The organism is Oceanobacillus sp. NCCP-135 (assembly GCF_059698015.1).
Window position 1 is genome coordinate 19530 of sequence record NZ_BAAKSZ010000011.1, and the last position, 24339, is coordinate 43868.

Consider the following 24339-nt stretch of genomic DNA (forward strand, 5'->3'; position numbering starts at 1 on the left):
TAATTAGCATCTTTTTTGATGTTACATAAAGTGAAACTTCATTTGTATGAAAACTCTTACGAAAAATACCTAAAAAACGCAATAGGAAAGTAGACCCTTCAAAATCTTTGTTTTTTGAAGAGATGAGTTCATCATTTCCGATAAGTCTAGAAGCTAAGCTATCTGTTCTTCTGAAGGTATAATTTTGTATCCTTTCCTTTTTAGGTATTCAACCATCTTTGATTCTTTGGTTTGTTGTTGGTCTTTCAGGTAATCGGGGCCTAGTTCCCGATAAGGTTCCCTCGTTTGGAGGATGTTGTAAGCAATTTTTAAAATCAAATTGGCCGTAGCTATTCTTGCTTTCATTTTGCCTTGACGCTTCATTATCCTTTTTTGAAAGGAAGAGATTCTATTATTTTGACTAAGGGTCGCTAGTGCACATTCTGCTGCTATCGTTTTTAATGCCTTGTTTCCTTTTTTGGATTTACTGTGTTTTTTTTTACCAGCACTTTCGTTATTTCCTGGACTAACACCGGCCCACGAGGCTAAATGTTTATCTGATTTAAAAACGGTCATATCAACACCCATTTCCGCAATTAAAATGGCTGCACCTTTTTCGTTTATTCCAGGTATAGTGTCTAGTAATTCTAATTCTTCACGGTAAGGTTTAAGGCAATAGTCAATCTGTTCTTCCAGTTCCTTGATTTGTCTTTCGATATACGTCATATGTTCCCAGTGTTGGCGTAACATATAACGATGGTGACGACGGATACGTCCGTTTATGGCATCGGCAATCTCAGACAGACTTGCCCTTGTCTTAGGATGTACCATTTCTCGAAGTGACTTTTCTTCTATTTTTTCGCCATTCATGATGGCTTCAAGAATACGTCGGCCAGATGCACCAAAAATATCAGAAAAAACGGAGGTAAGCTTGATATTTGCGTCTTGTAGAATCTTATGGATACGATTTTTTTCTTGCGTACAATTGTGAACTAATTTTGTTCGATAGCGTGTAAGATCCCGTAAATCACGGATATCTTCTGGTGGAACAAAGTTACTCTCAATAAGGCCACTTCGTAATAATTTTGCGAGCCATTCTGCATCTTTTACATCTGTTTTACGACCGGGAACATTTTTAACGTGTTTAGCATTGGCGAGTATCAGGTGAAATTGTTCCTCAAGCATATTCCATATTGGTTTCCAATAAACGCCGGTACTTTCCATTACGGCATCGGTTATTTCCATATGGGCGAGCCAATCATTCAAATTCAACAAACCATTTGTTGAGGTAGAAAAAGTTTTAATTTCCTTTTTGGGTCTTTTGTCTAATGGGCCATATAACACACAAGCTACGACAGTTTTCTGATGCACATCTAGGCCTGCACATCGTTCAATCATTGCTTCCATTTAGGTAAACCACCTTATCTTTGTTATATTTAACAATACAAATGAAAGTAACTATGTTGCAAAATTTTTGTATACATGCTCGAGGCATAATAGTTAGTACTTTTATACTTTCACAACCAGTTTCAGTGCCAGGGTATCTCACGTTCAGATCCACCAGAATGAGGACGGTCTGGTAGTATTGTTATTAAATATATGTCCATAATCTACCTAAGTAATACTATCGTACGGGGTGATAATTATTATTTTCATGGTAGTTGGTGGTTACGCGAAGCGTAGCCATGAGAGTTCAGTGGGGGTTCCCTTCCTTCCCACTGAATGTTAGTACCTCATGGTATGACCTAAAGGCTCTTGAACAGAATCAGGAAATTTACGGGCTGTTTTTACCGCAAAGGTATGACACAAGGTCCTCCTTCACCTTCACGTCTGGGATTTTCTCACGCTTGGAGGTGGGGGTATTACAGCCCGTTAATGCGTGATAAAGATCTATCGCAGATTAACAGTGAGCTGTCTTTTAATCTACGGTAGATTTTCATTTTACATTTTATTAATACAGTAGGAGGTTCAGGATCATTATGAATTTAACGAAAGAAAGTAAAATCGTAAAGGAAAATGTATTCATCCAAGATTATATGCAAACTTTATATAAAAAGGTAATAGAACGCAACCCCAATGAAAAAGAATTTCACCAAGCAGTTAAATTAATTCTTAAATCGCTCATCCCGATTTATATAAAAAACCCCACATATATGGAAAAAGGGATATTAGAACAGCTGGTAGAGCCTGAGCGAGTAATCACCTTTCGCGTGTCATGGGTGGATGACCAAGGGAAAGTACAAGTTAACCGCGGCTTTCGTGTTCAATTCAATAGCGCACTTGGTCCGTACAAGGGCGGGCTTCGCTTTCATCCATCCGTTAATTTAAGCATTGTTAAGTTTCTCGGATTGCAGCAAATTTTCAAGAATTCATTGACGGGTCAACCCATTGGTGGGGGAAAAGGTGGCTCTGATTTCGATCCAAAGGGAAAATCAGATAATGAAATCATGCGTTTTTGCCAAAGCTTTATGACAGAGCTAGCAAAACATATTGGACCAGATATAGATATTCCAGCCGGCGATATTGGTGTTAGTGCGAAGGAAATAGGTTATATGTTTGGACAATATAAAAAAATCCGCGGAAGCTTTGAGGCAGGAGTTTTAACTGGAAAAGGATTAGACTATGGAGGGAGTTTGGCACGAAAAGAAGCGACTGGATATGGCACCGTTTATTTCGTACAGGAAATGTTAAAAGATAGTGGGAGGTCTATTAACAGAGCTACTGTAGTTGTTTCCGGATCTGGTAATGTATCTATTTATGCCATGGAAAAGGCGATTAAATTAGGAGCTACAGTTGTTGCATGCAGTGATTCAAACGGCTATATTTTTGATGAAAATGGAATTAATATTGAAACTGTAAAACAACTTAAAGAAGTAGAAAATGCTCGAATTAGTGAATATGTGAATATACACCCAACAGCAGAGTATGTTGAAGGATGTACCGGTATTTGGTCCATCCCCTGTGACATTGCGCTACCTTGTGCAACACAAAATGAACTCGATGATAAGGCAGCAAGGCAACTGGTTGCTAATGGGGTAAAGGCAGTAGCAGAAGGAGCAAACATGCCTTCTACAACCGAGGCGATTGAAGTGTTTTTGCAAAATAATATTTTATTCGGTCCGGCAAAAGCTGTAAATGCAGGTGGCGTAGCGGTTTCATCATTAGAAATGGCACAAAATAGCATGAGGATGTCATGGAGCTTTGAAGAAGTTGATGCTAAATTACAAGAAATCATGAAGACCATTTATCAAAACTGTATAGATGCTGCTGAGGAATTTGATAAAAAAGGAAATTTAATTGTTGGTGCGAACATTGCCGGATTTAAAAAAGTAGCCGATGCAATGCTGGCACAGGGTGTTGTCTGAAATTAGTTTATCTATGGAAAAGATGCTTCCTTAACCGGGAGCACCTTTTGAGTATTCTTAACTACTGCAAATGCTTGGGTGGATTAATGTCATGACTTTTCTTTTTTACTTCTGCAAATAAACCTTCCTGATTACTATTTTCACTCAGCTGATAAGTTAACTGTTTCAGCTGCTCCTTTAATTGTGTTAATTCCATTAATGGGGTTGACTGGTCCAGTGTTTGCTGAATATTATTTGCCAGCTGCATAAATTCTTTTTTTGTTACAGGCTGTGCCTCTTGTTTTAATACATAACCTATTTGTCCGTTTGGCTCCAGCGTTGCCCACTGCACATCATTTACATTCATAACATTTAGCTGCCTTAAATTCATTTCCAGTTGATCAACAGTAAGCCTCATTTTTTTAAGATTCTTTTCCTGCAGGACACCATTTTCAATTACAACCTTTGATTTACCAGTAATTAATGTTTCAAAAAAGTCCCCTTTGATTTGCACATATTCCATCACGATTAAGGTAATGATTAGAATCCCCCCAACCGCTAGCGTCAGCCAAATATTCTCCCCCGCCACCGGCTGAACAAGCAATGAGCCTATTCCAATCATAATAACCGTTTGAGCCAAGGTCATTTGGGAAATCGACTTTCTCCCAGCAATTCGGAGTAAAAGGGTTCCGCCAATTACAACGAGAATAGCTTTCCAAATCCAATCTAATTCCATATAACAATTCCTCTTTTCTGCTATGACATCTATACCATTAGTTTTACAATTTAAATTGATATTATTCTTAACTGTTCGTTCATCTTTAGCAATTGGATAATAATAATAAATATAAAATAGATCTAAAGTACCATTTTAAAATATTTAGTATTTTCATGGTGACGAATTTGTTACAATAACTACAGATATTTTAACTAATTCAAATTTAGGAAGAAGGAGAGTGTTTAAGATAGATAGTTTATTAGCGTTTTTAATAACACCAACTGGTTTAATTCTTGCTGGCATTGTTATCATCATTATTATATTTATGATTATTTACAATCGTTTTATAGCTTTACGTAACCGAACGGAGCAAGCTTTCAGATCGATTGATACATATCTGGAGCAACGTTTTGATGCATTGTCGAAATTAGCGGATGCTGTAGCTTCTCATAATGAGCATGAACGCTCTACACATACAAGACTTGCAGAAATTCGGTCAAATTATAAAAATATGACAAATGATGAAAAGGTTGCTGCGTCAAATGAGGCTGAGGGTCTAAAACAACGACTAAATGTACAAGTGGAGAACTATCCAGAGCTAAAGGCTGATGGGTTGTATTTGAATATGATGAAAACTACTACTGATATTGAAGAGAAGCTGTCCGCCAGCAGACGGAGCTACAATGCAAATGTATACAAACTCAATACAATGCTGGATTCATTTCCAACGAACATATTTGGGAAGATGATGAATTTTAAGAAGGCTGAAATGTTCAAGGCAACTGAGGAAAAAAGAGAAGATGTCGACCTTCGAGCAAGATTGCGGGGAATGTAAATGTTTCCGTCTTTTGAAAGTATTTATCCTAGTCTCGGACCTGTACTGGAAATAGCGCAAGATGCACGTGCAGAGGCAAAGAAAAAAATTTTCCGTTATATAATGATAGTCCTAATCATGTGGGCGGTTTCTGTAGGAGCACTGTTGATTACTAGTAATTCGTCCATCGGGGGAACATTGGTCTTCATTTCTTTTCTGGGAACATTTTTATTTATCGGTTTATCCTTTAGGAAAGCAAAGGAATTTCGATCCATATATTCCCATAAAATTGTCGGAGCATTGGTAACGGCAATGTTTGAAAATATCGCGGTGCCAAAGGATGAACCAGAATACGAAACAGCTATAAAGTTTATTCCAAATCAACGAATAGGAATTAATCGTGTTAGTACAAGTGGAATTGCTCCACAGTTTGATAAAGTAAGAGGGGAAGATTATATAAGCGGAAGACTGGGAGCAACAACCTTTGAGTTCTCCGAGATTGAGCTTATTGACATCCAGTATAAAAAAGACAGTAAAGGCAATCGAAAAAAGGTGGAAAAGCGTGTATTTAAAGGGATTATGTTTGTTGCTGACTTCCATAAAGATTTTGAAGGGGAAACATATTTAATTGACAAAAAGTTTTTTGATAGCGAAAGATTCCACCTCAAATTTCAAGGGGCATTCGAAATTGAGATGGAGGACATGGCCTTTAATAAAGCCTTCCGGACAATGACAACTGATGATATTGAGGCTCGTTACGTTCTTTCGTCCAATCTAATGGAAAGAATAATGGAATTTGAGAGACAATCTAAACATGAAGTTGAATTATCTTTTAAAAATTCAAAGATGTTTATCATGCACGAGTCCCGTAAAAATCATTTCGAAGGTAAACTGTTCGAAAATAACGATGAAGAAACATTAAAACAAATTTATACAGATTTCCGGACATATTTTGATATTGTTGAAGAATTCCGATTGAATCGCAGAATATGGAGTAAAAGTTAGGTGGGTTTTTGGCAGTTTGGGCGTGTAGGACATTCTGATGGACAGTTTTAGCTTGGATTTGGGGCTGGTTTGTCCGTGACAGGCGTTCTCATGGACAGTTTTAGCTTGGATTTGGGCTGGTTTGTCCGTGACAGGCGTTCTCATGGACAGTTTGGCTTGGATTTGGGGCTGGTTTGTCCGTGATTGGCGTTCTCATGGACAGTTTAGCTTGGATTTGGGCTGGTTTGTCCGTGATTGGCGTTCTCATGGACAGTTTAGCTTGGATTTGGGGCTGGTTTGTCCGTGACAGGCGTTCTCATGGACAGTTTGGCTTGGATTTGGGGCTGGTTTGTCCGTGAGATGCCTTCTCATGGACAGTTTAGCTTGGATTTGGGCTGGTTTGTCCGTGATTGGCGTTCTCATGGACAGTTTAGCTTGGATTTGGGGCTGGTTTGTCCGTGAGATGCCTTCTCATGGACAGTTTAGCTTGGATTTGGGGCTGGTTTGTCCGTGAGATGCCTTCTCATGGACAGTTTAGCTTGGATTTGGGGCTGGTTTGTCCGTGAGATGCCTTCTCATGGACAGTTTAGCTTGGATTTAGGGCTGGTTTGTCCGTGATTGGCGTTCTCATGGACAGTTTAGCTTGGATTTGGGGCTGGTTTGTCCGTGACAGGCGTTCTCATGGACAGTTTGGCTTGGATTTGGGGCTGGTTTGTCCATGATAGGCGTTCTCATGGACAGTTTAGCTTGGATTTGGGGCTGGTTTGTCCGTGATTGGCGTTCTCATGGACAGTTTAAGCTTGGATTTGGGGCTGGTTTGTCCGTGACAGGCGTTCTCATGGACAGTTTAAGCTTGGAAATGAACAGTTTTGTCCTTGAGAGACACTTTATGTGACCGGCTGCTCCTATTTTCGACCTGTTCGGGCAATAGAAGCACTCTCCCAAATCCTGCCAGAACAAAGGCGCAGGTCGCCCATTTAGCAACGTACGGAACGGACTGAGCCGCAGAAGATAAAGGAAACTCAGGCAGGCGACCGGAGGAAGGCGATGTTGACTTTCACCACAAGGGTATAAGTGCGACTAAGCCTCTGGTTCCCAATCGGCAAGTCTTCTTTATCGTACAGAGGTGAAGGAAGTCTGCTATGGCTTTAGCGCTGGAACCGACGTGGCTGATTCGGTTGTTTTGTTATCCACAGCCCACAAATTTTATAATTTCCTAGACGACAAAAAAATGGTACTGATCCAAAGTGATCAGTACCATTTTTCAAAATCCTTCAATCGTTTCCCCGATAATAGAATCGACTGATCAACCAGCGCCTGCATAGCATCAACGCAATGTTCGGAAACCTCTTTTCGTAATTCCAGACAGGATAATTCCGTACAGCCTAATATAACGCAAGAGCATTCTTCCTTATTTATCAAATCATTGATAATCGTTTCTACTTCTGTAATATCAACAGGCTTATCTTCTTTAAAATTATAGATCGTGTTCATTACCAGTTCCTGTTCTGTATCTTTCGGAATAATTGGTTTAAGATGATATTCCAAACAGCTATTTTGATAGATTTCACTATTAATCGTACCATCTGTAGCTAAAATACCAACCTTTGCATTCGCTCCATATTTACCATGAATGTATTTTATCGTTTCATCAATCATATTAATGATGTTTACATCCGTCATTGCTTCCATTTCTTTGATAAAATAATGCGATGTATTACAGGGGATCGCTATATTAGAAACACCTGCATACTCAAGAAGTTCAAAATCCCTTTTCACTGCTTCTAAAAACACCTTTTCCTTTCGTTCCAAAATAGCTTCGGTTCGGTCAGGGATTGTGGGATGGTTAAGAATAATCATATCAATATGATCCTGGTCCTTTTTTGCAACTGTATTTTCGATTACCTTCTCAAAGAAAACAGAGGTTGCCATTGGCCCCATACCACCAAGCACTCCCAGTTTTTTACCTTCCATCTTGCGTCCACCTACTTTATTTTCGCAAAGTGCTTTTTGCTTTTTAATGCTTCAAATATAATTTCAGATTCATTGAAAGGCATTTCTCTATCACCAATAATTTGTGTTCTTTCATGCCCTTTTCCTGCTATAAATATGGTGTCATTTTCATTACTTATATCAACCGCATACTCGATTGCTTCTTTTCGATCCAAGAAGGTTCTATAATTTCCCTGATGCTTGTCCATTGCTTCAGCTATTTCCTCGATAATTAAATTAGGATCATGCTGTTTAGGATTGTCGGAAGTGACAATTGATAAATCTGCATATTCGGATGCTACCCGAGCCATTCCGTATCGTTTATCTCTTCCACTATCACTTGTATCTGCATATACCCCGAACACTAATATTAATCTACCTTTAACATATGGCTTGATCGTTGTTAAAGCTTTTTCCAACGCATCCTCCGTATGTGAGAAATCAACCATAATTTTATAGTCCTTTTGTCGATAGACTACTTCCATGCGACCATCAATTCCGCCAACTTCCTGGATACCCTTTTGGATAACCGAAAGTGGAATATCATTACAGTAAGCACATGCGATTGCCGCAAGACTATTATAGACGTAAATAGCACCAGGCAGATTCACTTTCAAACGAATACTTCCCGCTGGTGTATGGACAGTATAGGTTGTGCCTTCAAATGTATATTCAATATCAGTCGGGAAAATAGCAGCACTATTTTCGATTCCGTATGTAATTACTTTTGGTTGACGATCTTTCACGATATCGATTAGTTTTCGACCATATTCATCATCTACATTTATCACATTAAAATCACTTGTTAACTTGAACAACTTTGCTTTTGCACGAAAGTATTCATCCATGTTTTTGTGTAGCTCCAGGTGATCTGGAGATAAGTTAGTGAAAATACCAATATTGAAGTTACTATATGCAACACGATCCAAATTCAACGCATGTGAGGATACTTCCATAATACAGTTGTCAATTTTTGCCTCATTCATTTTGGTGAAAAATTGCTGCAGATTCAGTGACTCTGGTGTCGTGTTTTTATTTTGCATGAGCTTATTATTAATCATTGTTCCAATTGTACCGATTAACCCAACGGATTTATTCGCTTGTTCAAAGATAGACTTAATAAAATAGGTTGTTGATGTCTTACCATTCGTGCCCGTTAATCCGATAACGTTCAGTTTCTCTGTAGGTCTATCATAAAAGTTTGCTGATATCCTTGCAAGTGCATTTCTAGAATTAGCCACCTTTAATACAGTAACTTCCTCAGATACTTCTATATCTTTTTCCACAATAATAGCAGCTGCACCTTGTTCAATCGCTTTATTAATAAAGCGATGCCCATCTACACTGAAGCCTGATATCGCTACAAATAAACTACCTTCCACAACTTCTCTGGAGTCATATGCGACTTCAGTGATCTCCATCTGCATATTCCCTTTCATTTTAGTAAACTCCAGATCCTGTACTACTGAGGTTAATAACATTGTTTCAACTCCTCAACCATTGCTATTTCGATTAGCGTTTCCCAATTCTTTTAAAGATTTTACTCAAAATAATTCCTGTATAGGCATATGCCGGTTTCGGGTCTTTCCAATCCCAAATGGCATAGGCTTTTGGCCTAATCAAGGACTTAATAACATCCATAACAGAAAGCTGCCCTGTTTTTATATAATCCCGTACTGCCAACATATCCTCATACCCGTACCAAAAAGCGCGGTTTGTTGTTTCTTTCAAGGCTGTTGGAGCAAGCGGAGTACCTGTCAATTCCATATAAGTTATATACGGGATATTCATGCCTACCTTTGCAAGCAGGTTATTTAGATTAGTAATTCTCGCATTTATTTCAATCAGATAAAAATCGCCAGTTTCTGCATCTTTTTTAAATTCTATTTCAGCAAAACCTTTGAACTTAATAGCTTCCAAGAAAGCAGACCCTTGTTCAACAAGCTCAGGCACATATTTTTGTACAGTGTAAACAGATGCACCAAAATTAACCGGATATTGCCGCTGCTTTTGACATGTCACCCAGTGGGTAACTTTGGCGTCCTGATTTAAATAGGCATCAAATGTGTGCATATGGTCATCAAAACCAGGAATAATGCGTTGTACAATTACTTCCTCACCCGCATCCTCAGATTGTTTTAATGCATCTTCTAATTCTTCCATTGAATGAACTTTAAATAACTTCCTTCTGAATTTCTCTACAAAGCTCGGTGAATCGGTTGGTTTAACAAGGCAAGGGAATGTAATGATATTTTCTATTTTTTTATAAAAGTCATCTTCGTCCACACGAACGGTTTCTGGCACCTTCATCCCTTTTTCAACTGCTAATGCTCCAAGTGTTTCTTTATTCATTACCCTTGTATATAAACCCTGCTCTGTTTGCGGAATCAAGTAATATTCTCGGATTCTGTCCAAGTGGGCGTCAAGCACTTCAACATAGGAATCATGACATGGAATAAGCACAGGCTTTCTGTCCTGCTTTTTCGCATAGTCTATTAATGCGTCTATGAAGTTTTCAGAGTCCTTTTTATAATGAGGAACAATTATCTTTTCCGAGCAATACTTCGACTTTGCTCCGTATCTTTCCTCTTCAGAATAGTCGGCAGCCACCGTATGAATTCCGTACATGCCAAGACATCTGATCGTGCTTAATCCTATATAATAATTATTCCCTAAAATCACGGCTTTATTATTCATATAATCGCTCCTTGATAGTGATTCCCCTAGTAAATGTAGTAATCGTCATTTGTATATATGTTGTATTTAGTAAACTAATAAATTATACCATATTTCACACACACTAACTAGTTTGATTTTCACGTAATAGCTTTCGATTATGCTTCATTTTTTATGACATATACACTCATTGTCGTTCTTATTTAAAAATTCGCATTATAGACTCTTTAATATATCATTTTAGTGTATAATGGATATAGATTTTTTTATTTCTTAGACACCTATACATCATTATATAATTCAAATGGGGGGATGACCGTTGGGGAAGACGAAGCATACCGGTCCAGTTAAATTATCAAAGAAGCCAAGCCCTGACTTATGGGTTAGTAAAATCCCTTTTGGTTTGGGGAAAATTAAACCACATCACATTCGAGATACAATGAAAGTAGCATGGGATAATAAAGATAATCTTCCCTATGCAAGTCGTATTTTAACGCAAGGGGTTTGTGATGGTTGTGCACTGGGAGTATCGGGATTAAAAGATCAAACATTAGCAGGACCTCATATTTGTACAACCCGTTTAAATGTTCTTCGTTTAAACACGATGTCTGCAATCAAAGAAGACCGTTTACATGCAGATATCAATGATCTGCGGAAAATGAGCAGTACAGAACTGCGTAAATTAGGTCGAATACCATACCCACTTATACGTAAACCTGGAGAACGGAAATTTAACCGTATATCATGGGATGAAGCACTGGATAAAATAGCCAATAAAATGAAAACGCTTAACCCGAAACAATATGCCTTTTATACCACATCTCGAGGCATCACAAATGAAGTTTATTATACGATTGGAAAAGTAGCACGCTATCTTGGAACGAATAATATTGATAATGCATCACGAATTTGTCATTCTCCGTCCAAAACAGCACTAAATCGTTCTGTAGGAATTGGTGCATCCAGCTGTAATTACAAAGATTGGATTGGCACAGATGTACTTGTCTTCTGGGGATCTGTTGCTGCCAATAATCAGCCTGTTTCCACAAAATATATGTATGCAGCCAAAAAGAAAGGTACAAAAATCATCATTATTAATCCATATTATGAACCTGCAATGGATCATTACTGGGTGCCATCTATTGCTGAATCAGCCTTATTCGGAACTAAAATTGCTGACGACGTTTACCAGGTTAATATCGGCGGAGACATTGCCTTTATGCACGGGATTATGAAGCATTGGTTTGAAATGGAAGAGCGTGAACATGGTTCTGCTATTGATCATGAATTTGTAAATGAGCACGTTAATGGTTTAGAAGAATTAAGGGAGAAGACCACCTCCTATGAGTGGGATCAGCTTGTAAAATCCTCCGGTATATCAAAAGAACAAATGATTGAACTGGCAGAGCTACTTGCTAAATCTCAATCAGCCGTATTTGTTTGGTCAATGGGACTGACACAGCATCGGTTCGGGTCGGATAATATATCGCAGGTGGCTAACCTTGCATTATTGCGTGGCTTTTTAGGCAGGGAACACTGTGGATTAATGCCCATACGTGGTCACTCTGGTGTTCAAGGATCTGGGGAAATGGGTGCTGATCCCTTCGTCCTCCCAGGTGGGGGCATGGATGATTCGAACAGAGAACGTATAGAGAAAATATGGGGATTTGATATCCCGGTATGGCAGGGCGACATTGTTGGGGTCTCCATCGAAAATGCTTTACTACCGGAGGAACATGAACGGAAACTGAATTTATACTATATGTCAGGTGGCAATTTCCGGGAAACAATGCCAGATCCTGATTTTGTCACAAAGGCACTTGAAAATGTAGATATTCGTGTTCATCAAGACATTATATTTAATACTTCTACCCTTCTCGATGCCCGGGAGGCGGTTATTGTTTTACCGGCTATGACTAGGTATGAACAGCCTGGCGGAGGTACTTCAACCTCAACAGAAAGAATGGTTTACTTCTCTCCGGAAATTAAAGGACCGAGAATGGAGGAAGCTCGATCTGAATGGGAAATTTATGTTGACCTTGCAAAGCGAGTAAAACCTGAGGATAAACATCTGATTGACTTCAAGGATGCTCATCACATACGTAAAGAAATTGCGAAAGCTGCACCGAATTATGATGGGATTCAGCATCTTCAAAACAGGGGCGATTTATTTCAATGGGGTGGGGCCTGGCTTTGTGAGGATGGCATATGTCCAACTCCTGATGGCAGGGGAAACCTTATCTCCGTAGAATTACCAGAACTCCGAAAACCTGAAGGACATTTCTATGTTACAACACGCCGAGGAAAGCAATTTAATTCGATGATCTACAGTGAAAGAGACCCATTTAATGATGCAGATCGCTATGATGTTTTAATGAATGCATCGGATGGCAAAAAGCATGAAATTACTGAAGGTGACTCAATCGTTGTTTTCAATCAGCATGGTACATTTACTGGTCGAGCGAAGTTTGTTCCACTAAAAGAAGGGAATATTGAAGTACATTGGCCTGAGGGGAATTCCCTTATTCCAAAAGGTGTCTACGAGGAGCACGCAGGGATTCCGGAGTATAATACGGCGATTATTATGGAAAAAGCGGAAACATATTATGCCCATAAAGATACCAAGTATGTAGAGAAACGTGTGGAAGAATTGGAAATGGAAGCTAATTAAAGGGGGGGAAATTATGATCGAAATGAAGCAAAATGAATGGGATGTTATTCGTTTTGATGGTACCTCTTTATCTTTTCAAGAGGAAGAGATTGCAACCGAATTCCCTCTGACTATTGTATTAAATGGCGAGGAATTCGCAACAATGGTCTGTTCGCCTTCCAGTCTGCATGAACTTCTAGTTGGTTTTCTCGCTTCAGAAGGAATCATCCGTTTTTATAATGAAATTACGAAGCTATCGATTGATGAGAAGCGTGGCTTTGCTTATGTGGAAATCGACAAACCACTAGACATGTATCAGCATGACCATTCTAAACGTTTTATTGGGTCATGCTGTGGGAAGAGCAGACAATTTTATTTTAAGAGCGATGTAAAAACTGCAAAAACAATTACCAGTAGATTGGCAATTTCTGTAATCCAATGCACTACTTTAATGAAAGAACTCCAAGAGAAATCTGATCAATTTCTAAGAACCGGTGGTGTACATAATGCAGCATTATGTACACCTAATGAAATCCTTCATATTGGAACAGATATTGGCAGGCACAATGCATTGGATAAAATCTACGGGGGAATTTTAAAGGACAAAATTTCACTGGTCGATAAATTAATTGTCTTTAGTGGACGTATTTCATCAGAAGTTTTACTGAAAGTGTCAAAAATCGGGGTAGGTATACTTGTTTCCAAATCAGCACCTACTGATCTTGCGCTTAAATTAGCAGATGACTTGGGAATAACAACGATTGGTTTTACAAGAGGAAATAAGCTGAATGTTTATACACATCCAGATCGTATTATTGAGGTTAATGGGGGGTAGTGTAGCTTTTCTAAGTTAAATTATAACTATTTTCATATACTTTCGGACTGCACTTATTGGCTCCATCGAATAGTATTGTTGCTTTATAACCTTCACAGTTTTTGCAATGTAAAAAACAGCATTAAAAAGCTGATCCAAATGGTTTAGCACCATCCGGATCGGCTTTATTTGTTCATACTAGAGAAGAAATCACCTAATGGATCCTCATCCTCTTCAGGTTCTTCCTCATTCTCATGATTCATTTCCAGTCCCTGAATATTTACATCATCCAGATCCTGCTCATTCACCTCAGGTTTATATTCGCTCTCCTTAGAAACTGCTGCTTCCTGAAGGTATAGGGCTTCATCAATATTACTAGTATTACTGTTTAAGGCTGCCAGCAATGTTGTTGCACGCATCGGATCATTTAATAATTGATACAAAATTGTGCCAATCAGCGCCTCGGAATGCTCGTGCTTTAACCAGCTCTTTTGTTCTTTCGTAAGCTGTTTGGGAAGCGGAATTGTGATCGTTTCTCTATCTTTTGCATACGTTTCATTTACTCCTTTTAATACAAATCCTGCAATCTCACTGGAAAAGTTTCTTCTTTGGGTTTCTTTCAATTTCGACAATTGCTTCAAAAGATAATCCGGTGTATCTGAAGGAACTCGAAATGTTATCGATTGCCCTCTTTCTATACTTTTTTTAGACATAGTCTCACCCTATTTTGCTTCTGTGGTCTTTTTATCTTCTTCCTTACTTTCAACATATACTCCGGATTTTCTGACAAAATCCGTAACTAATTTATAATAGGCATTTGCCATCATCCAGATACTTTCATTCTCATCTTCAAAGAATTCAATGTTGTAGCCATCCAGCTTATTATTCAGAGCTTTGATATAATCCTTTAATACTGCTGAACCACCACCAACGAAATAGCAGATTTCAGATTGTGAGTTTTTTGCCCATACATTTCTCAGAAAACGATATTCCTTCTTAGCAAGCTCCAGTAAAATATGATCGGTTATATCATGGACATTCGTTCTGCTCCCTTTTACCATAATATGGTGGCGATCATTTTTCCTCGTTATTATATCAACTACATCGCGACGGCTATCCAGTTCAACCCCATGTTTTGAACGGATTTCTTCCCGAATTTCCTCCAGCGATTCTGATACACCAAGGTTAAATCCCTGTGCTTTATCATCATCGACATTACGATTTCGTATGACAGCTATATCTGTAGACAATCCGCCAATATCCTGAATTAATATTTGTTTATCAATCAGTTCCTTATTAATTACTTTCAAATCATTATCCATAATTAGATTTACATATGCCGCAAATCCCTCAGGATAAACTTTTACTTCATCAAATTTAATATTTACTTTTTTACCTTGGTGCTGCGGTGTAACAAGGAACTCTACTTGGTGTACAGAGCCTAACAACTGTGATCTGTAGCCAACATCCTTTCCTTCTTTTACTTCTCTTAATGGTAGACCCGTTCCTAGTGTAAAGTTGGCATCAATAACATCATCCTTTGACGCTTTGAATGCCCCACTGCTTACTGCATCTAATGCTAATGAAGCAAATAGCATGATTAACGTCTGATCCTCTTCTGATTTACTGCTGCCCGGATCAAGCTCTGTTGAATTATTCGTCTTTGTTGCTAGATTGCCAACACGATATACAACATTGTTTTCTTCTAGGGCAGGGGAGTGTACTCGGATGTGAATATTATCCAGTACCTCCTTTTCATCCAATTCCTCTATGCCAATAACTGGACGATCCTCCATGTCCTGTGCAATTACATTTGGTATATATAATTCATTTTCCAGTTTTCCGAAGTTTCCCTTTAAGGCATCATTTCCGACATCCACTGCTGCGATTCTTGTTTTTATCATATCTCAAAAACTCCCTTCTAAATAATATGTATCATTAATAGATTAATAGTTTTTAGGAAAATAATCAATCAGACTTTTTATGTAATCTTTTTTATTTACTTGTATACAATTAGAAAACGCTGTTATACAAGTATGCATTCATATTTGTATACTTGCAAACATTATTGTAATTTAATTGTATACAAATTGTTTGCAAGTAAACTTATTTGTATATGAACAAACAAGAGACAAGATTGTAAACTCTTGTCTCTTGTTTTAGTTTATTTTATATGAAAAAATTCCGTTATAAGGGATAGAATTACCTCGATGCCATTACTTATATCAACTGCAACTGTACTTACCGTAATCCAGAACTGTATAAAATAGCATTTTTTACAGTTATCAATAAGGAACGTACTTCAATGTCTATTCATCCTGGACAAAAAATAGAAACTCTTCCATTACTACAATATAATATGACTAATGTTAAGAATTAAACAGAGATTGGCAAAATTACAGAGCTATTATTTAAATTTTATGATATTATTAACTAACTGGGAGTTTTTACCTATATAGAAAAGGGGATAATCGCTCATGGTTCGACTAAAGGTCTTTATAATTTTACTATTTTTGGCCTCAATAACTGTCGCTGTAACTTCTGGTCCACTACTAATAGAAACATCATTATATGTGAAGTCTGTATTATTATTTTGGGTATTCTCATTTCTTTATTCACATCTAAGTGTTATTATCAAAAAAGGGAAAGTAAATATGGATTACGGCATAAACTATGGTCTTTCACTAGGATTATTTGCCGGGCCACTGGGACTGGTCATTTTTGAAACAGTATACCGTTTTACCGTCTACTTCAACAGGAAATGGACTAAAACAGCTGATCCAGATGAATTTTTACATACATTTTACAATATAGGAGCTTTTACACTAAACCATTCCATTGCTTATTATATGTTCATAACTTTATTCCCAACGTTTCAAACCATTCCATTTGGCTTTTGGATACTAATCATTTTACTAGTCATTATGGTCTCACTCTTGTCTGACACATACTTAATTATCATATTTCTCTTCACAGGAGAGATCCATTCAAGACAAGATGCATGGGATTTTATTAAGAGCAGAAGCATACTTGATATGGGAAAAATTGTATTCTCCAATGGTCTGTTATTCGTTTTCCTCCAACAGCAAAATTGGGAAATGCTGATTGCTTTGTTTATACTAAATTACCTAGTCAGCCGTTCCTTTCTAGCAAAGTCACAAAGCATGCAGCATAAAATAGAACGGGATAAATTCAAACAAATGGCCTACACTGACTTCTTAACAGAGGTTTATAATAGAGCATTTATGGACAAAAAAATGAATGAACTAAATAATTCCGGTGAATATCTTGGAATTATTGTTTCCGATATCGATTCATTTAAAAAAATCAATGACTCTTATGATCACGCAGTTGGCGACCGTGTTATTCAGCATTATGCAGCTACATTGCAAAGTTATTTGGATGATGGGGATTATCTTTTCCGAAGCGGTGGTGATGAATTTACGATATTCCTAAGAAACAAAGACTTCCAATCATGTGTAGAATTATTGCAAACCATTCAAAAAGGGATCGAAACAAATCCAGCTATCGCAGAATATAAAACGAATAATATTACGCTGCCCTATACATCATCGTTTGGTCTGTATTATTATAAAACTGGCAAACATTTAGAAATTAAAAAGGCGTATGTGTATGCAGATCACCTATTGCTTGCTTCTAAAGACCACGGAAAAAATGGGGTATCGATAAAAAATGGAACATTAGATATGCCACTTTCCTTACGGTATAATAACTAATCTAAAGATATAATTCATTTTTATTTAAAAGACTCTATCCACATTAATTTAAAGTGAATAGAGTCTTATTTATTTACACTGCATTTTTCTTTTTAATTTGTTTACTTCTTAACTGGCCACACGCTGCATCAATATCTGCACCGTTTTCCCAACGTACACCACAATTAATCCCGTGCTCTTTTAATGTTTCAAAAAATGCCTGAATATCTTCAGAAGTGCTGCGTTGGTACTGGTTATGCTCATCAACAGCGTTATATGGTATCAAATTCACATATGCAAGATGCCGATGATCTTTTAACAGTTGAGCCAGTTGAATGGCTTCTTTCTTATGATCATTTACATCCCTGAGCATGATATACTCATAAGTAATTCGCCTATTAGTTTTTTCCAAATAATAGTCCACAGATTTCATCAGCTTTTCTATCGGAAATGCTTTATTTATTTTCATAATCCGTGTACGCAACTCATTGGTTGGTGCATGGATAGAAATTGCTAGGTTCACCTGAATTCCTGTATCCGCAAATTCATAAATCTTATGTGCCAAGCCACTTGTTGATACAGTGATATGCCTTGCACCAATATTAAGTCCCCTATCATCATTCACGACATATAAGAAGTCCATTAGATTGGCAAAGTTATCGAATGGCTCTCCAATTCCCATGACTACAATGTGACTCACACGCTCGTCTTGTCCTTGTGCATCAAGATGCTTTTGTACATTCATAATCTGTTCTACGATTTCACCACTAGATAGATCACGACTTTTTCTTAATAAGCCACTCGCACAAAATGTACAGCCGATATTACAGCCAACCTGTGTTGTAACGCAAACAGATAATCCGTAATTAAAACGCATTAGCACCGTTTCAATTAAGTTTCCATCAGCTAATTTATATAAAAATTTAATCGTACCGTCTTTAGATTCCTGTCTAATTTCCTCATCCAAAGTATGCAGAACAAAATTTTCCTCCAATAATGCAATAGTTTGCTTATTTACATTCTTCATTTCAGAAAAACTTGATATCCGCTTTTTATAAAGCCAATTCCATACCTGGTCGACACGAAAACGCTGTTGTCCATGCTCTATCAGCCAGTCAGTTAATTGATCATATGTCAGTCCATAAATGGATTTTTTACTCATTTATATTACCCTCATTTCCAGAGAATCATTCCATTATTTCATGCTAAATAATTCGATATCATTGCAATGTATAATATTACTATATTATTGCTTGATTATCAATCAAATAAGAAATACAGTGCCATTTCTCCATTATTTTTTATCTGTGTAATTGATGTAAAGTATGACGAAACTAAAGATGATGACTGGATGTATGAAAGAGAGTGCATCTTGACGTTAAATGTAAATGGGAAAGGGCCAAGAGAACGTTTTTCTAAAACAAAAATCACTTATTCAAGAGCAAATTAGTCACCCTTTAACTTCAACAGATTAATCTCTGGGGAATTAAACAACCGGAACTTTAGCAAAGATACAGCATCACTGCTCCCAAGACCAGCACTCACATACTGCTTCGTTCCTTTATATTCCCATAATCCTTTCACTCTATTCTGCGGCGGAAAAAGACCATTTGGTTCATACCAGGGATCCGGAATAAATAGTGCACCGATAAAAGGTAGACGAATCTGTCCACCATGATAATGTCCTGCAATAATTAAATCAAATTCTCTCCATACTGTATTGAAATCTGAATCGATATAATCTATTCGCGGGTCAGGAACAGGGTAATGGTTGAGAGCAATAACTATATCGGAATCAGGGAGATACTCAACATCCATCTCTTCCCATAATTGTCTTTGATATGAAAGATATGGCTTATCAGAACTATAGCTCGGATAAACAACCCCATTTATTTTCCCGATACTATCCGGATTACTGATGATAGCAAGCTCTAAATTAAGAAAATGTATAGCGACTCCATTTACTTCAACTGTATCAACCGCCTCTACTAGTGAAACCCCTCTTTCTTCCATGCCTTTAACAAATTCACTTTTCCCAAATGCGGGTTCAATCTGATAACTATCCGGATCTGCATTTCCAGGCACATACCAGGCATTTTCTTTATTATCTATCCCTTCGAGTAAGGAATAAAACGGCCGATAGTTCGTGCTTTGAACACCACTCAACATATCCCCTGTAAAAACGATTGCATCATAATCGATACCATTTATCGTTTCTATTAATCTCTCCTGATTTTTCCCGAATTGCTTTTCATGCAAATCCGTAATTTGCAGGATTCGAAAATTTTCTAGCTCGGGTGCGAGATTATCAATTGGTATTTCTTGTTCTACAACAGTTATACGGTGGTTATCCCATAATGTGTAAAAACACAAGACAACAGCACCGATTAGAATAACTACCATAATCTTGCCAACTACTTTTCTCACGGCTTATCGCACTCCAATTCCATTTCTTACTTAATAGCCTCCAATTGATGGTGCAGTAAGTTACTAAAAACGCTTTTCTTTTCCTTGGAAAGCTGCGTAAATCCACCCCGCTGAATAATTTCCCCTTCTTCAAGTACAACAACCTGATCTGCATTTTGAATTGTTGATAATCGGTGAGCAATAACAATAATCGTCATCTTCCCTTTTAACCTATCCAGTGCTTGCTGAATTTTTGCCTCATTTTCTGTATCAAGTGAACTTGTTGCTTCATCTAATATAAGGATGGATGGTTTTCTTAAAATAGCACGGGCTAATACAAGCCGTTGCCGCTCCCCACCTGAAAGCTTAATCCCTCGATCCCCGATAGGTGTATCCAATCCATCAGGAAGTTTACTTACAAATTCAGCGGCAGAGGAGAAATTCAACGCTTCCCATATCTGTTCTTCAGTCGCATCCGTTTTTACTAATGATAGATTTTCCCTGATACTCGTATTAAATAGAAAAGGATCTTGGGGAACATAACTGATTGCCTTTCTTAATGACTGGAGATTGTTTTTCATTAATGGAGTCCCATCAATCAATACCTGCCCTTTTTCAGGTTGATTTAGTCCCATTAATAAATCGATCAATGTACTTTTGCCTGCACCTGAACGCCCTACAAAAGCGGTCATTTGGTTTACGGGTATGCTAATATGAATATTTTTAAGTGCATAATTGCTCTCATTTTGGTTGTAGCGGAAATAGATATGATGACATTCGATGCTATAATGTATCTCTAGAGGTTTTACGTTAACATCTTTATTTACTTCAAACTCTTTTGAAATCTTACATTCATTTTGTAAAGCTATAACTGCTTTAAATGACGGAATCGTTGTTGCAATTTGTTCCATCGACGCCTGTATGCCAGCAACCCTTGGCCATAACCTGGCAAAAACTGCAATAATTAGAAGAAGCTGTGCTGCCTGCGCATTAAACATCATTAAGGCAAAATAAATAAAAATCGCAATGAATACCGCTGAAGCAACTTTATAATATAACTGAGAGGTCGACTTTAATCTTGAGTATTCCACCTGTTCTTTCTCCATGCTTTTCGTAATAGAGTGAAACCAAACTATTCTTGATTCTTCCAATGTATTACTCTTAATATCTTTAATTCCGTTCAGCTGGTCCGTGATGCCCCCGACGTATTCCCGCCCTAATTCGTAATTTCTTCCCCCTAAGGTAAGAGACCGTTTTAAAAACTTGCGATTGAAAAAGATGAGAACCAAACCACAAAGCAAGACAAAAGCGGTAATTCCCGGCGAAAGTATGAAAGCAAGTCCAATTTGGATAGCGGAAAATGCTAAGGATGCAATAAACTGGAGTACAGAGTAAGCACCCATGCTCGAACGGGCTACTTCTGCTGTTAGAATATTAAGCAAATCAGATTTCCTTTGTTTGATAAAAAACGGCCAGTTGGAATGAAGCAATAGCTGATAGGTCTCCACCTGCATATACCTTAGAAACCCTTGTTGAATCATTGTATTCTTCACCGTCAACTGTCTGCGAACGATATTTTGGCCAACTACAATTAAAACATAAATAGTTAAAATAATAGGTAATCCAACAAGCGGAGGAATATCATCAATAAAACTAAACATACTTAAAATAGGAATTCCCTCTACACCCATATCGATTAACCCGCTCATACTGATTAATGGTACAAGTAATAGAATGGCCACCCCTTCTAAGAGCCCTATGCTTGACATTGCAATAAGATTTATATAAACAATTTTCCCGGAGTACGCGTGTATTTGTTTAAGAAAGTAAATAATGGATTCCATAAGTCTTCCTCCTATGAAAAGGCGATTTTCCTAGTCTTTCGGTATGCCCACAAAAATGGTCGCAATGGAAAATAGAGAAAGTGCAAGGTTTTTGGTAATGGTAAGGTTTTTGCATCATCTGGATATGGGTATAAGAAACTTAAAATAAAGAAAAACTTCTGGTTTGCACTCATTAAAGAAAATAAATGACGTTTATGATAGCGGGCTACTTCTTCTGGAACAGGGTCTGAATGTAGATTAACCTTTCTTTCAAGATAAAATATTGCTGCTTTCGCTAATTGTCTTGCACATTTTTTTGATGTTAATAACTTCATTTCACTGTTCAGTTTCACTTTTAAAAGCTCCGAAGCCAGAATAAGTCCCTGACCGCCAACACGTTCATAGTGATATCCCTTTAGAATTTTATTAACCTTCTTCCAGTTAAGTTGCTGATTCATTAATTGCTGAATATCAATTAACCAACGCAGGCGAGACCATCCATGACGTGAACCATGTGAAGTGAGAAATAATAACAAGTCTTCCCTACCGAGTAAATAAACTGGAAAATTAGTAAGCTCGCTTATACTCTTTCGTTTCCATAACTCGTTAAATCCAGGCTCCTTCGCAGGACCAGGATTTAGCTGCCAATGGATTTCCAGCTTTATTTTACTTTGTGGATGAAAATAGGTAACATGATGATGTCGCCATTTCCAGTCATTTAGCACCGTTTCGAAATAGTCATCTTTCTCATAACCTTGTTCAACAAGGAGTGCTTCTGCCTTGTTAAGTAGATTTATCGGTATGATCATATCCAAGTCACTTGATGTTCGAAGGGAAATATCCCCATAGAGATCATGTGCAAGTGCAGGCCCTTTCAAGAAAATTAGTGGGATTTGACTATCTGAAAACAATTTGCTCACTTGTTCCATCACCGCACTCAATTGAAGCATTTGAAAAGTATTTCTTTTATATAGATAATTAAGTTTTTCTATAATATACTTAGGAATAATCTGGTTATCTATCTTTTGCAGTTTAGTATAAAGTATTGGATATACACGATGATGGATTGTCAGATCTATGAAATGGTCCCAATCTACATCATTAAAAAGCTCTAGGTCAGTCGCCTGCGCATCATTAGCACTATTACTCTTTAATAACTCAATTATCGCCAGTAATTCCTTAGGTATATTGTTAAGATCAATTTTAGGTCTATTGTCCATTGACTTCTCCCTCTGCATTTAATGTCCAACTTTTTTAGCAAACTTACTAATAATAGTAAAACGTTTCATACCTTCTGCACCAGTTACATAATAAGGACCACTACGCAGCCATGCATGCGCAATCAGCTTTCCATTCTCGTCTTTTGCCGTTCCTAAGTAAAGCGTACTTTCTATATTCCGCTTCTCTAACATTTTTAAAGCAGCAATTGCTTTTACAAGACATTCACTTTCCCAAAACGTATATTTACTCATGATATGAATTGCTTGGGATATTTCCCCCAAAGTCTTTTTATATTCAGGATTCAAATTGGACGATGTTTCATTCATTTTTTCACCTAGTGAAGGAGCGATTTTCGAAAAGGGCATCTCTTTTAATATGCGAGCCCAGGCTAGATACAGATATGCTTCCAATAAGGTTCGCTTTGTTTTCGTATTTAAGGACAAAAGTAATTTTACTTTTCTCATCTCACTATTTACTCCTTCTTATGCAGACTTTACCCTCACTAAACCTTCTGCTTCTAATTGATCGATGAATTCAATAACCTGATCTCTGCATTTACCTTCGTCTACATCATATTGCGCTACCAATGAATAAATAAGATCTTTAATTAAAGTTGGTTCTTTCATACACTCCCAAATCTCTCCACCGATTTCCCCAAGATTGTAGTATTTACCGTTCTGAACACTTAACATGACCTTTTCCCCATCCATATCGCTAACAATATTGCCCTCTACTTGACTTACACTATCTGTAATCGAAATCGTTTTGTTCATATAACTTTCTCTTCCTTTCGGATATTATTTAGATATTATTATCTCAACTTTCGCAGCGTAAAATGAACACATAAGTCTTGAAGGAATAAGGAAGGCTGAAAATACACTACTCGAGTTGACTTTGGTTTACCGGTTCGTATTTGCTATAAGATGTGTAACAAGTTAGAAGGCAGAAATGTGCTATAATGCCGCTGCGGAAATACATGTCGCTTTCCGTGGGCGTCTGATGAGCCTCCTCGAGCTAACGCTCTGTGGGGTCTCATCCAGGCCTCTGCTCCCACAGGAGTCTCCATGTATTTCCTCCGCTGATTTTTAATTTTTTCTTTCGTATTCACTGTAATGCAATGCTTAACAATCGATGTTGCACTGTACCCGCATTTGATTGGAGCGGAGGGCAGTTGACTCCTGCGGGAAAAGCACGAGTCTGAA

23 protein-coding genes are annotated in these 24339 nt (G+C 37.7%); 10 read left to right on the forward strand and 13 right to left on the reverse strand.

Going from position 1 to position 24339, the window contains the following annotated elements; translation table 11 throughout:
• Positions 1 to 153: 153 nt before the first annotated feature.
• Positions 154 to 1386 (reverse strand): IS110 family RNA-guided transposase, encoded by a 1233-nt coding sequence (locus AC6HVZ_RS09515; RefSeq protein WP_497557914.1) that lies wholly within the window; start codon positions 1384 to 1386, stop codon positions 154 to 156.
• A 629-nt stretch (positions 1387 to 2015) separates the two neighbouring features.
• Here AC6HVZ_RS09515 and gdhA point away from each other — a divergent pair.
• Positions 2016 to 3344: an NADP-specific glutamate dehydrogenase gene (gene gdhA, locus AC6HVZ_RS09520; RefSeq protein ID WP_497558012.1), complete on the forward strand. Its 1329-nt coding sequence runs from the start codon at positions 2016 to 2018 to the stop codon at positions 3342 to 3344.
• A gap of 61 nt (positions 3345 to 3405) precedes the next feature.
• On the opposite strand, the gene AC6HVZ_RS09525 is transcribed toward gdhA, so the two are convergent.
• Positions 3406 to 4059: a DUF421 domain-containing protein gene (locus AC6HVZ_RS09525; RefSeq protein WP_497557915.1), complete on the reverse strand. Its 654-nt coding sequence runs from the start codon at positions 4057 to 4059 to the stop codon at positions 3406 to 3408.
• Between the two features lie 220 nt (positions 4060 to 4279).
• On the opposite strand from AC6HVZ_RS09525, the gene AC6HVZ_RS09530 reads away from it, so the two are divergent.
• The 5 genes from AC6HVZ_RS09530 to AC6HVZ_RS09550 all read left to right on the forward strand — a co-directional run bounded on the left by AC6HVZ_RS09530 (position 4280) and on the right by AC6HVZ_RS09550 (position 6734).
• Positions 4280 to 4876, forward strand: a complete 597-nt coding sequence (locus AC6HVZ_RS09530) for a LemA family protein (protein WP_497557916.1) — start codon at positions 4280 to 4282, stop codon at positions 4874 to 4876.
• Positions 4877 to 5860, forward strand: coding sequence for a DUF3137 domain-containing protein (locus AC6HVZ_RS09535; protein WP_497557917.1), 984 nt, complete (start codon positions 4877 to 4879; stop codon positions 5858 to 5860).
• Positions 5861 to 5987: 127 nt separating this feature from the next.
• Positions 5988 to 6146, forward strand: coding sequence for a hypothetical protein (locus tag AC6HVZ_RS09540; protein WP_497557918.1), 159 nt, complete (start codon positions 5988 to 5990; stop codon positions 6144 to 6146).
• The gene (locus tag AC6HVZ_RS09545; protein ID WP_497557919.1) at positions 6143 to 6301 is read left to right on the forward strand and encodes a hypothetical protein; all 159 of its coding nucleotides are present in this window, start codon (positions 6143 to 6145) and stop codon (positions 6299 to 6301) included. Before AC6HVZ_RS09540 ends, AC6HVZ_RS09545 begins: the two co-directional genes overlap by 4 nt.
• Before the next feature lie 256 nt (positions 6302 to 6557).
• Entirely contained in the window at positions 6558 to 6734 is a 177-nt protein-coding gene (locus tag AC6HVZ_RS09550; protein ID WP_497557920.1) for a hypothetical protein, read from the forward strand.
• Positions 6735 to 7090: 356 nt separating this feature from the next.
• Here the strand turns inward: AC6HVZ_RS09550 and cuyB are convergent, their stop codons facing one another.
• The 3 genes from cuyB to AC6HVZ_RS09565 are packed head-to-tail and all read right to left on the reverse strand — an operon-like array spanning position 7091 to position 10528.
• Positions 7091 to 7813, reverse strand: a complete 723-nt coding sequence (gene cuyB, locus AC6HVZ_RS09555) for a cysteate racemase (protein ID WP_497557921.1) — start codon at positions 7811 to 7813, stop codon at positions 7091 to 7093.
• An 11-nt stretch (positions 7814 to 7824) separates the two neighbouring features.
• Positions 7825 to 9312 carry a UDP-N-acetylmuramoyl-L-alanyl-D-glutamate--2,6-diaminopimelate ligase gene (locus AC6HVZ_RS09560; protein ID WP_497557922.1) on the reverse strand — a complete coding sequence of 496 codons (1488 nt, stop codon included), beginning with the start codon at positions 9310 to 9312 and terminating at the stop codon, positions 7825 to 7827.
• A 31-nt stretch (positions 9313 to 9343) separates the two neighbouring features.
• A complete protein-coding gene (locus AC6HVZ_RS09565; RefSeq protein ID WP_497557923.1) occupies positions 9344 to 10528 on the reverse strand; it encodes a carboxylate--amine ligase in 1185 nt (394 codons plus the stop codon).
• Between the two features lie 298 nt (positions 10529 to 10826).
• Between AC6HVZ_RS09565 and AC6HVZ_RS09570 the strand changes: the two genes are divergently transcribed.
• Positions 10827 to 13178, forward strand: a complete 2352-nt coding sequence (locus tag AC6HVZ_RS09570; protein ID WP_497557924.1) for an FdhF/YdeP family oxidoreductase — start codon at positions 10827 to 10829, stop codon at positions 13176 to 13178.
• A 13-nt stretch (positions 13179 to 13191) separates the two neighbouring features.
• A complete protein-coding gene (gene fdhD, locus AC6HVZ_RS09575) occupies positions 13192 to 13992 on the forward strand; it encodes a formate dehydrogenase accessory sulfurtransferase FdhD (protein WP_497557925.1) in 801 nt (266 codons plus the stop codon).
• 164 nt (positions 13993 to 14156) lie between these two features.
• On the opposite strand, the gene AC6HVZ_RS09580 is transcribed toward fdhD, so the two are convergent.
• A complete protein-coding gene (locus AC6HVZ_RS09580) occupies positions 14157 to 14684 on the reverse strand; it encodes a hypothetical protein (protein ID WP_497557926.1) in 528 nt (175 codons plus the stop codon).
• A gap of 9 nt (positions 14685 to 14693) precedes the next feature.
• Positions 14694 to 15875, reverse strand: a complete 1182-nt coding sequence (locus tag AC6HVZ_RS09585) for an Alp7A family actin-like protein (RefSeq protein ID WP_497557927.1) — start codon at positions 15873 to 15875, stop codon at positions 14694 to 14696.
• A 573-nt stretch (positions 15876 to 16448) separates the two neighbouring features.
• Between AC6HVZ_RS09585 and AC6HVZ_RS09590 the strand changes: the two genes are divergently transcribed.
• A complete protein-coding gene (locus tag AC6HVZ_RS09590) occupies positions 16449 to 17708 on the forward strand; it encodes a GGDEF domain-containing protein (RefSeq protein WP_497557928.1) in 1260 nt (419 codons plus the stop codon).
• A gap of 73 nt (positions 17709 to 17781) precedes the next feature.
• On the opposite strand, the gene rlmN is transcribed toward AC6HVZ_RS09590, so the two are convergent.
• Entirely contained in the window at positions 17782 to 18849 is a 1068-nt protein-coding gene (rlmN, locus tag AC6HVZ_RS09595; RefSeq protein ID WP_497557929.1) for a dual-specificity RNA methyltransferase RlmN, read from the reverse strand.
• A gap of 87 nt (positions 18850 to 18936) precedes the next feature.
• On the opposite strand from rlmN, the gene AC6HVZ_RS09600 reads away from it, so the two are divergent.
• A complete protein-coding gene (locus AC6HVZ_RS09600) occupies positions 18937 to 19137 on the forward strand; it encodes a hypothetical protein (RefSeq protein ID WP_497557930.1) in 201 nt (66 codons plus the stop codon).
• Here AC6HVZ_RS09600 and AC6HVZ_RS09605 read toward each other — a convergent pair.
• From AC6HVZ_RS09605 to AC6HVZ_RS09625, 5 genes are read right to left on the reverse strand one after another with little or no spacing between them, the layout of a single operon-like run.
• Complete coding sequence (locus AC6HVZ_RS09605) at positions 19134 to 20114, reverse strand: metallophosphoesterase (RefSeq protein ID WP_497557931.1); 981 nt, start codon at positions 20112 to 20114, stop codon at positions 19134 to 19136. The two genes, AC6HVZ_RS09600 and AC6HVZ_RS09605, sit on opposite strands and share 4 nt — an antisense overlap.
• Positions 20115 to 20140: 26 nt before the next feature.
• Positions 20141 to 21937, reverse strand: a complete 1797-nt coding sequence (locus AC6HVZ_RS09610; protein WP_497557932.1) for an ABC transporter ATP-binding protein — start codon at positions 21935 to 21937, stop codon at positions 20141 to 20143.
• Between the two features lie 11 nt (positions 21938 to 21948).
• Positions 21949 to 23136 carry a nucleotidyltransferase domain-containing protein gene (locus tag AC6HVZ_RS09615; RefSeq protein ID WP_497557933.1) on the reverse strand — a complete coding sequence of 396 codons (1188 nt, stop codon included), beginning with the start codon at positions 23134 to 23136 and terminating at the stop codon, positions 21949 to 21951.
• Between the two features lie 18 nt (positions 23137 to 23154).
• Positions 23155 to 23601, reverse strand: a complete 447-nt coding sequence (locus AC6HVZ_RS09620) for a lasso peptide biosynthesis B2 protein (protein ID WP_497557934.1) — start codon at positions 23599 to 23601, stop codon at positions 23155 to 23157.
• 18 nt (positions 23602 to 23619) lie between these two features.
• Positions 23620 to 23910 carry a lasso peptide biosynthesis PqqD family chaperone gene (locus tag AC6HVZ_RS09625; protein ID WP_497557935.1) on the reverse strand — a complete coding sequence of 97 codons (291 nt, stop codon included), beginning with the start codon at positions 23908 to 23910 and terminating at the stop codon, positions 23620 to 23622.
• Positions 23911 to 24339: the final 429 nt, after the last annotated feature.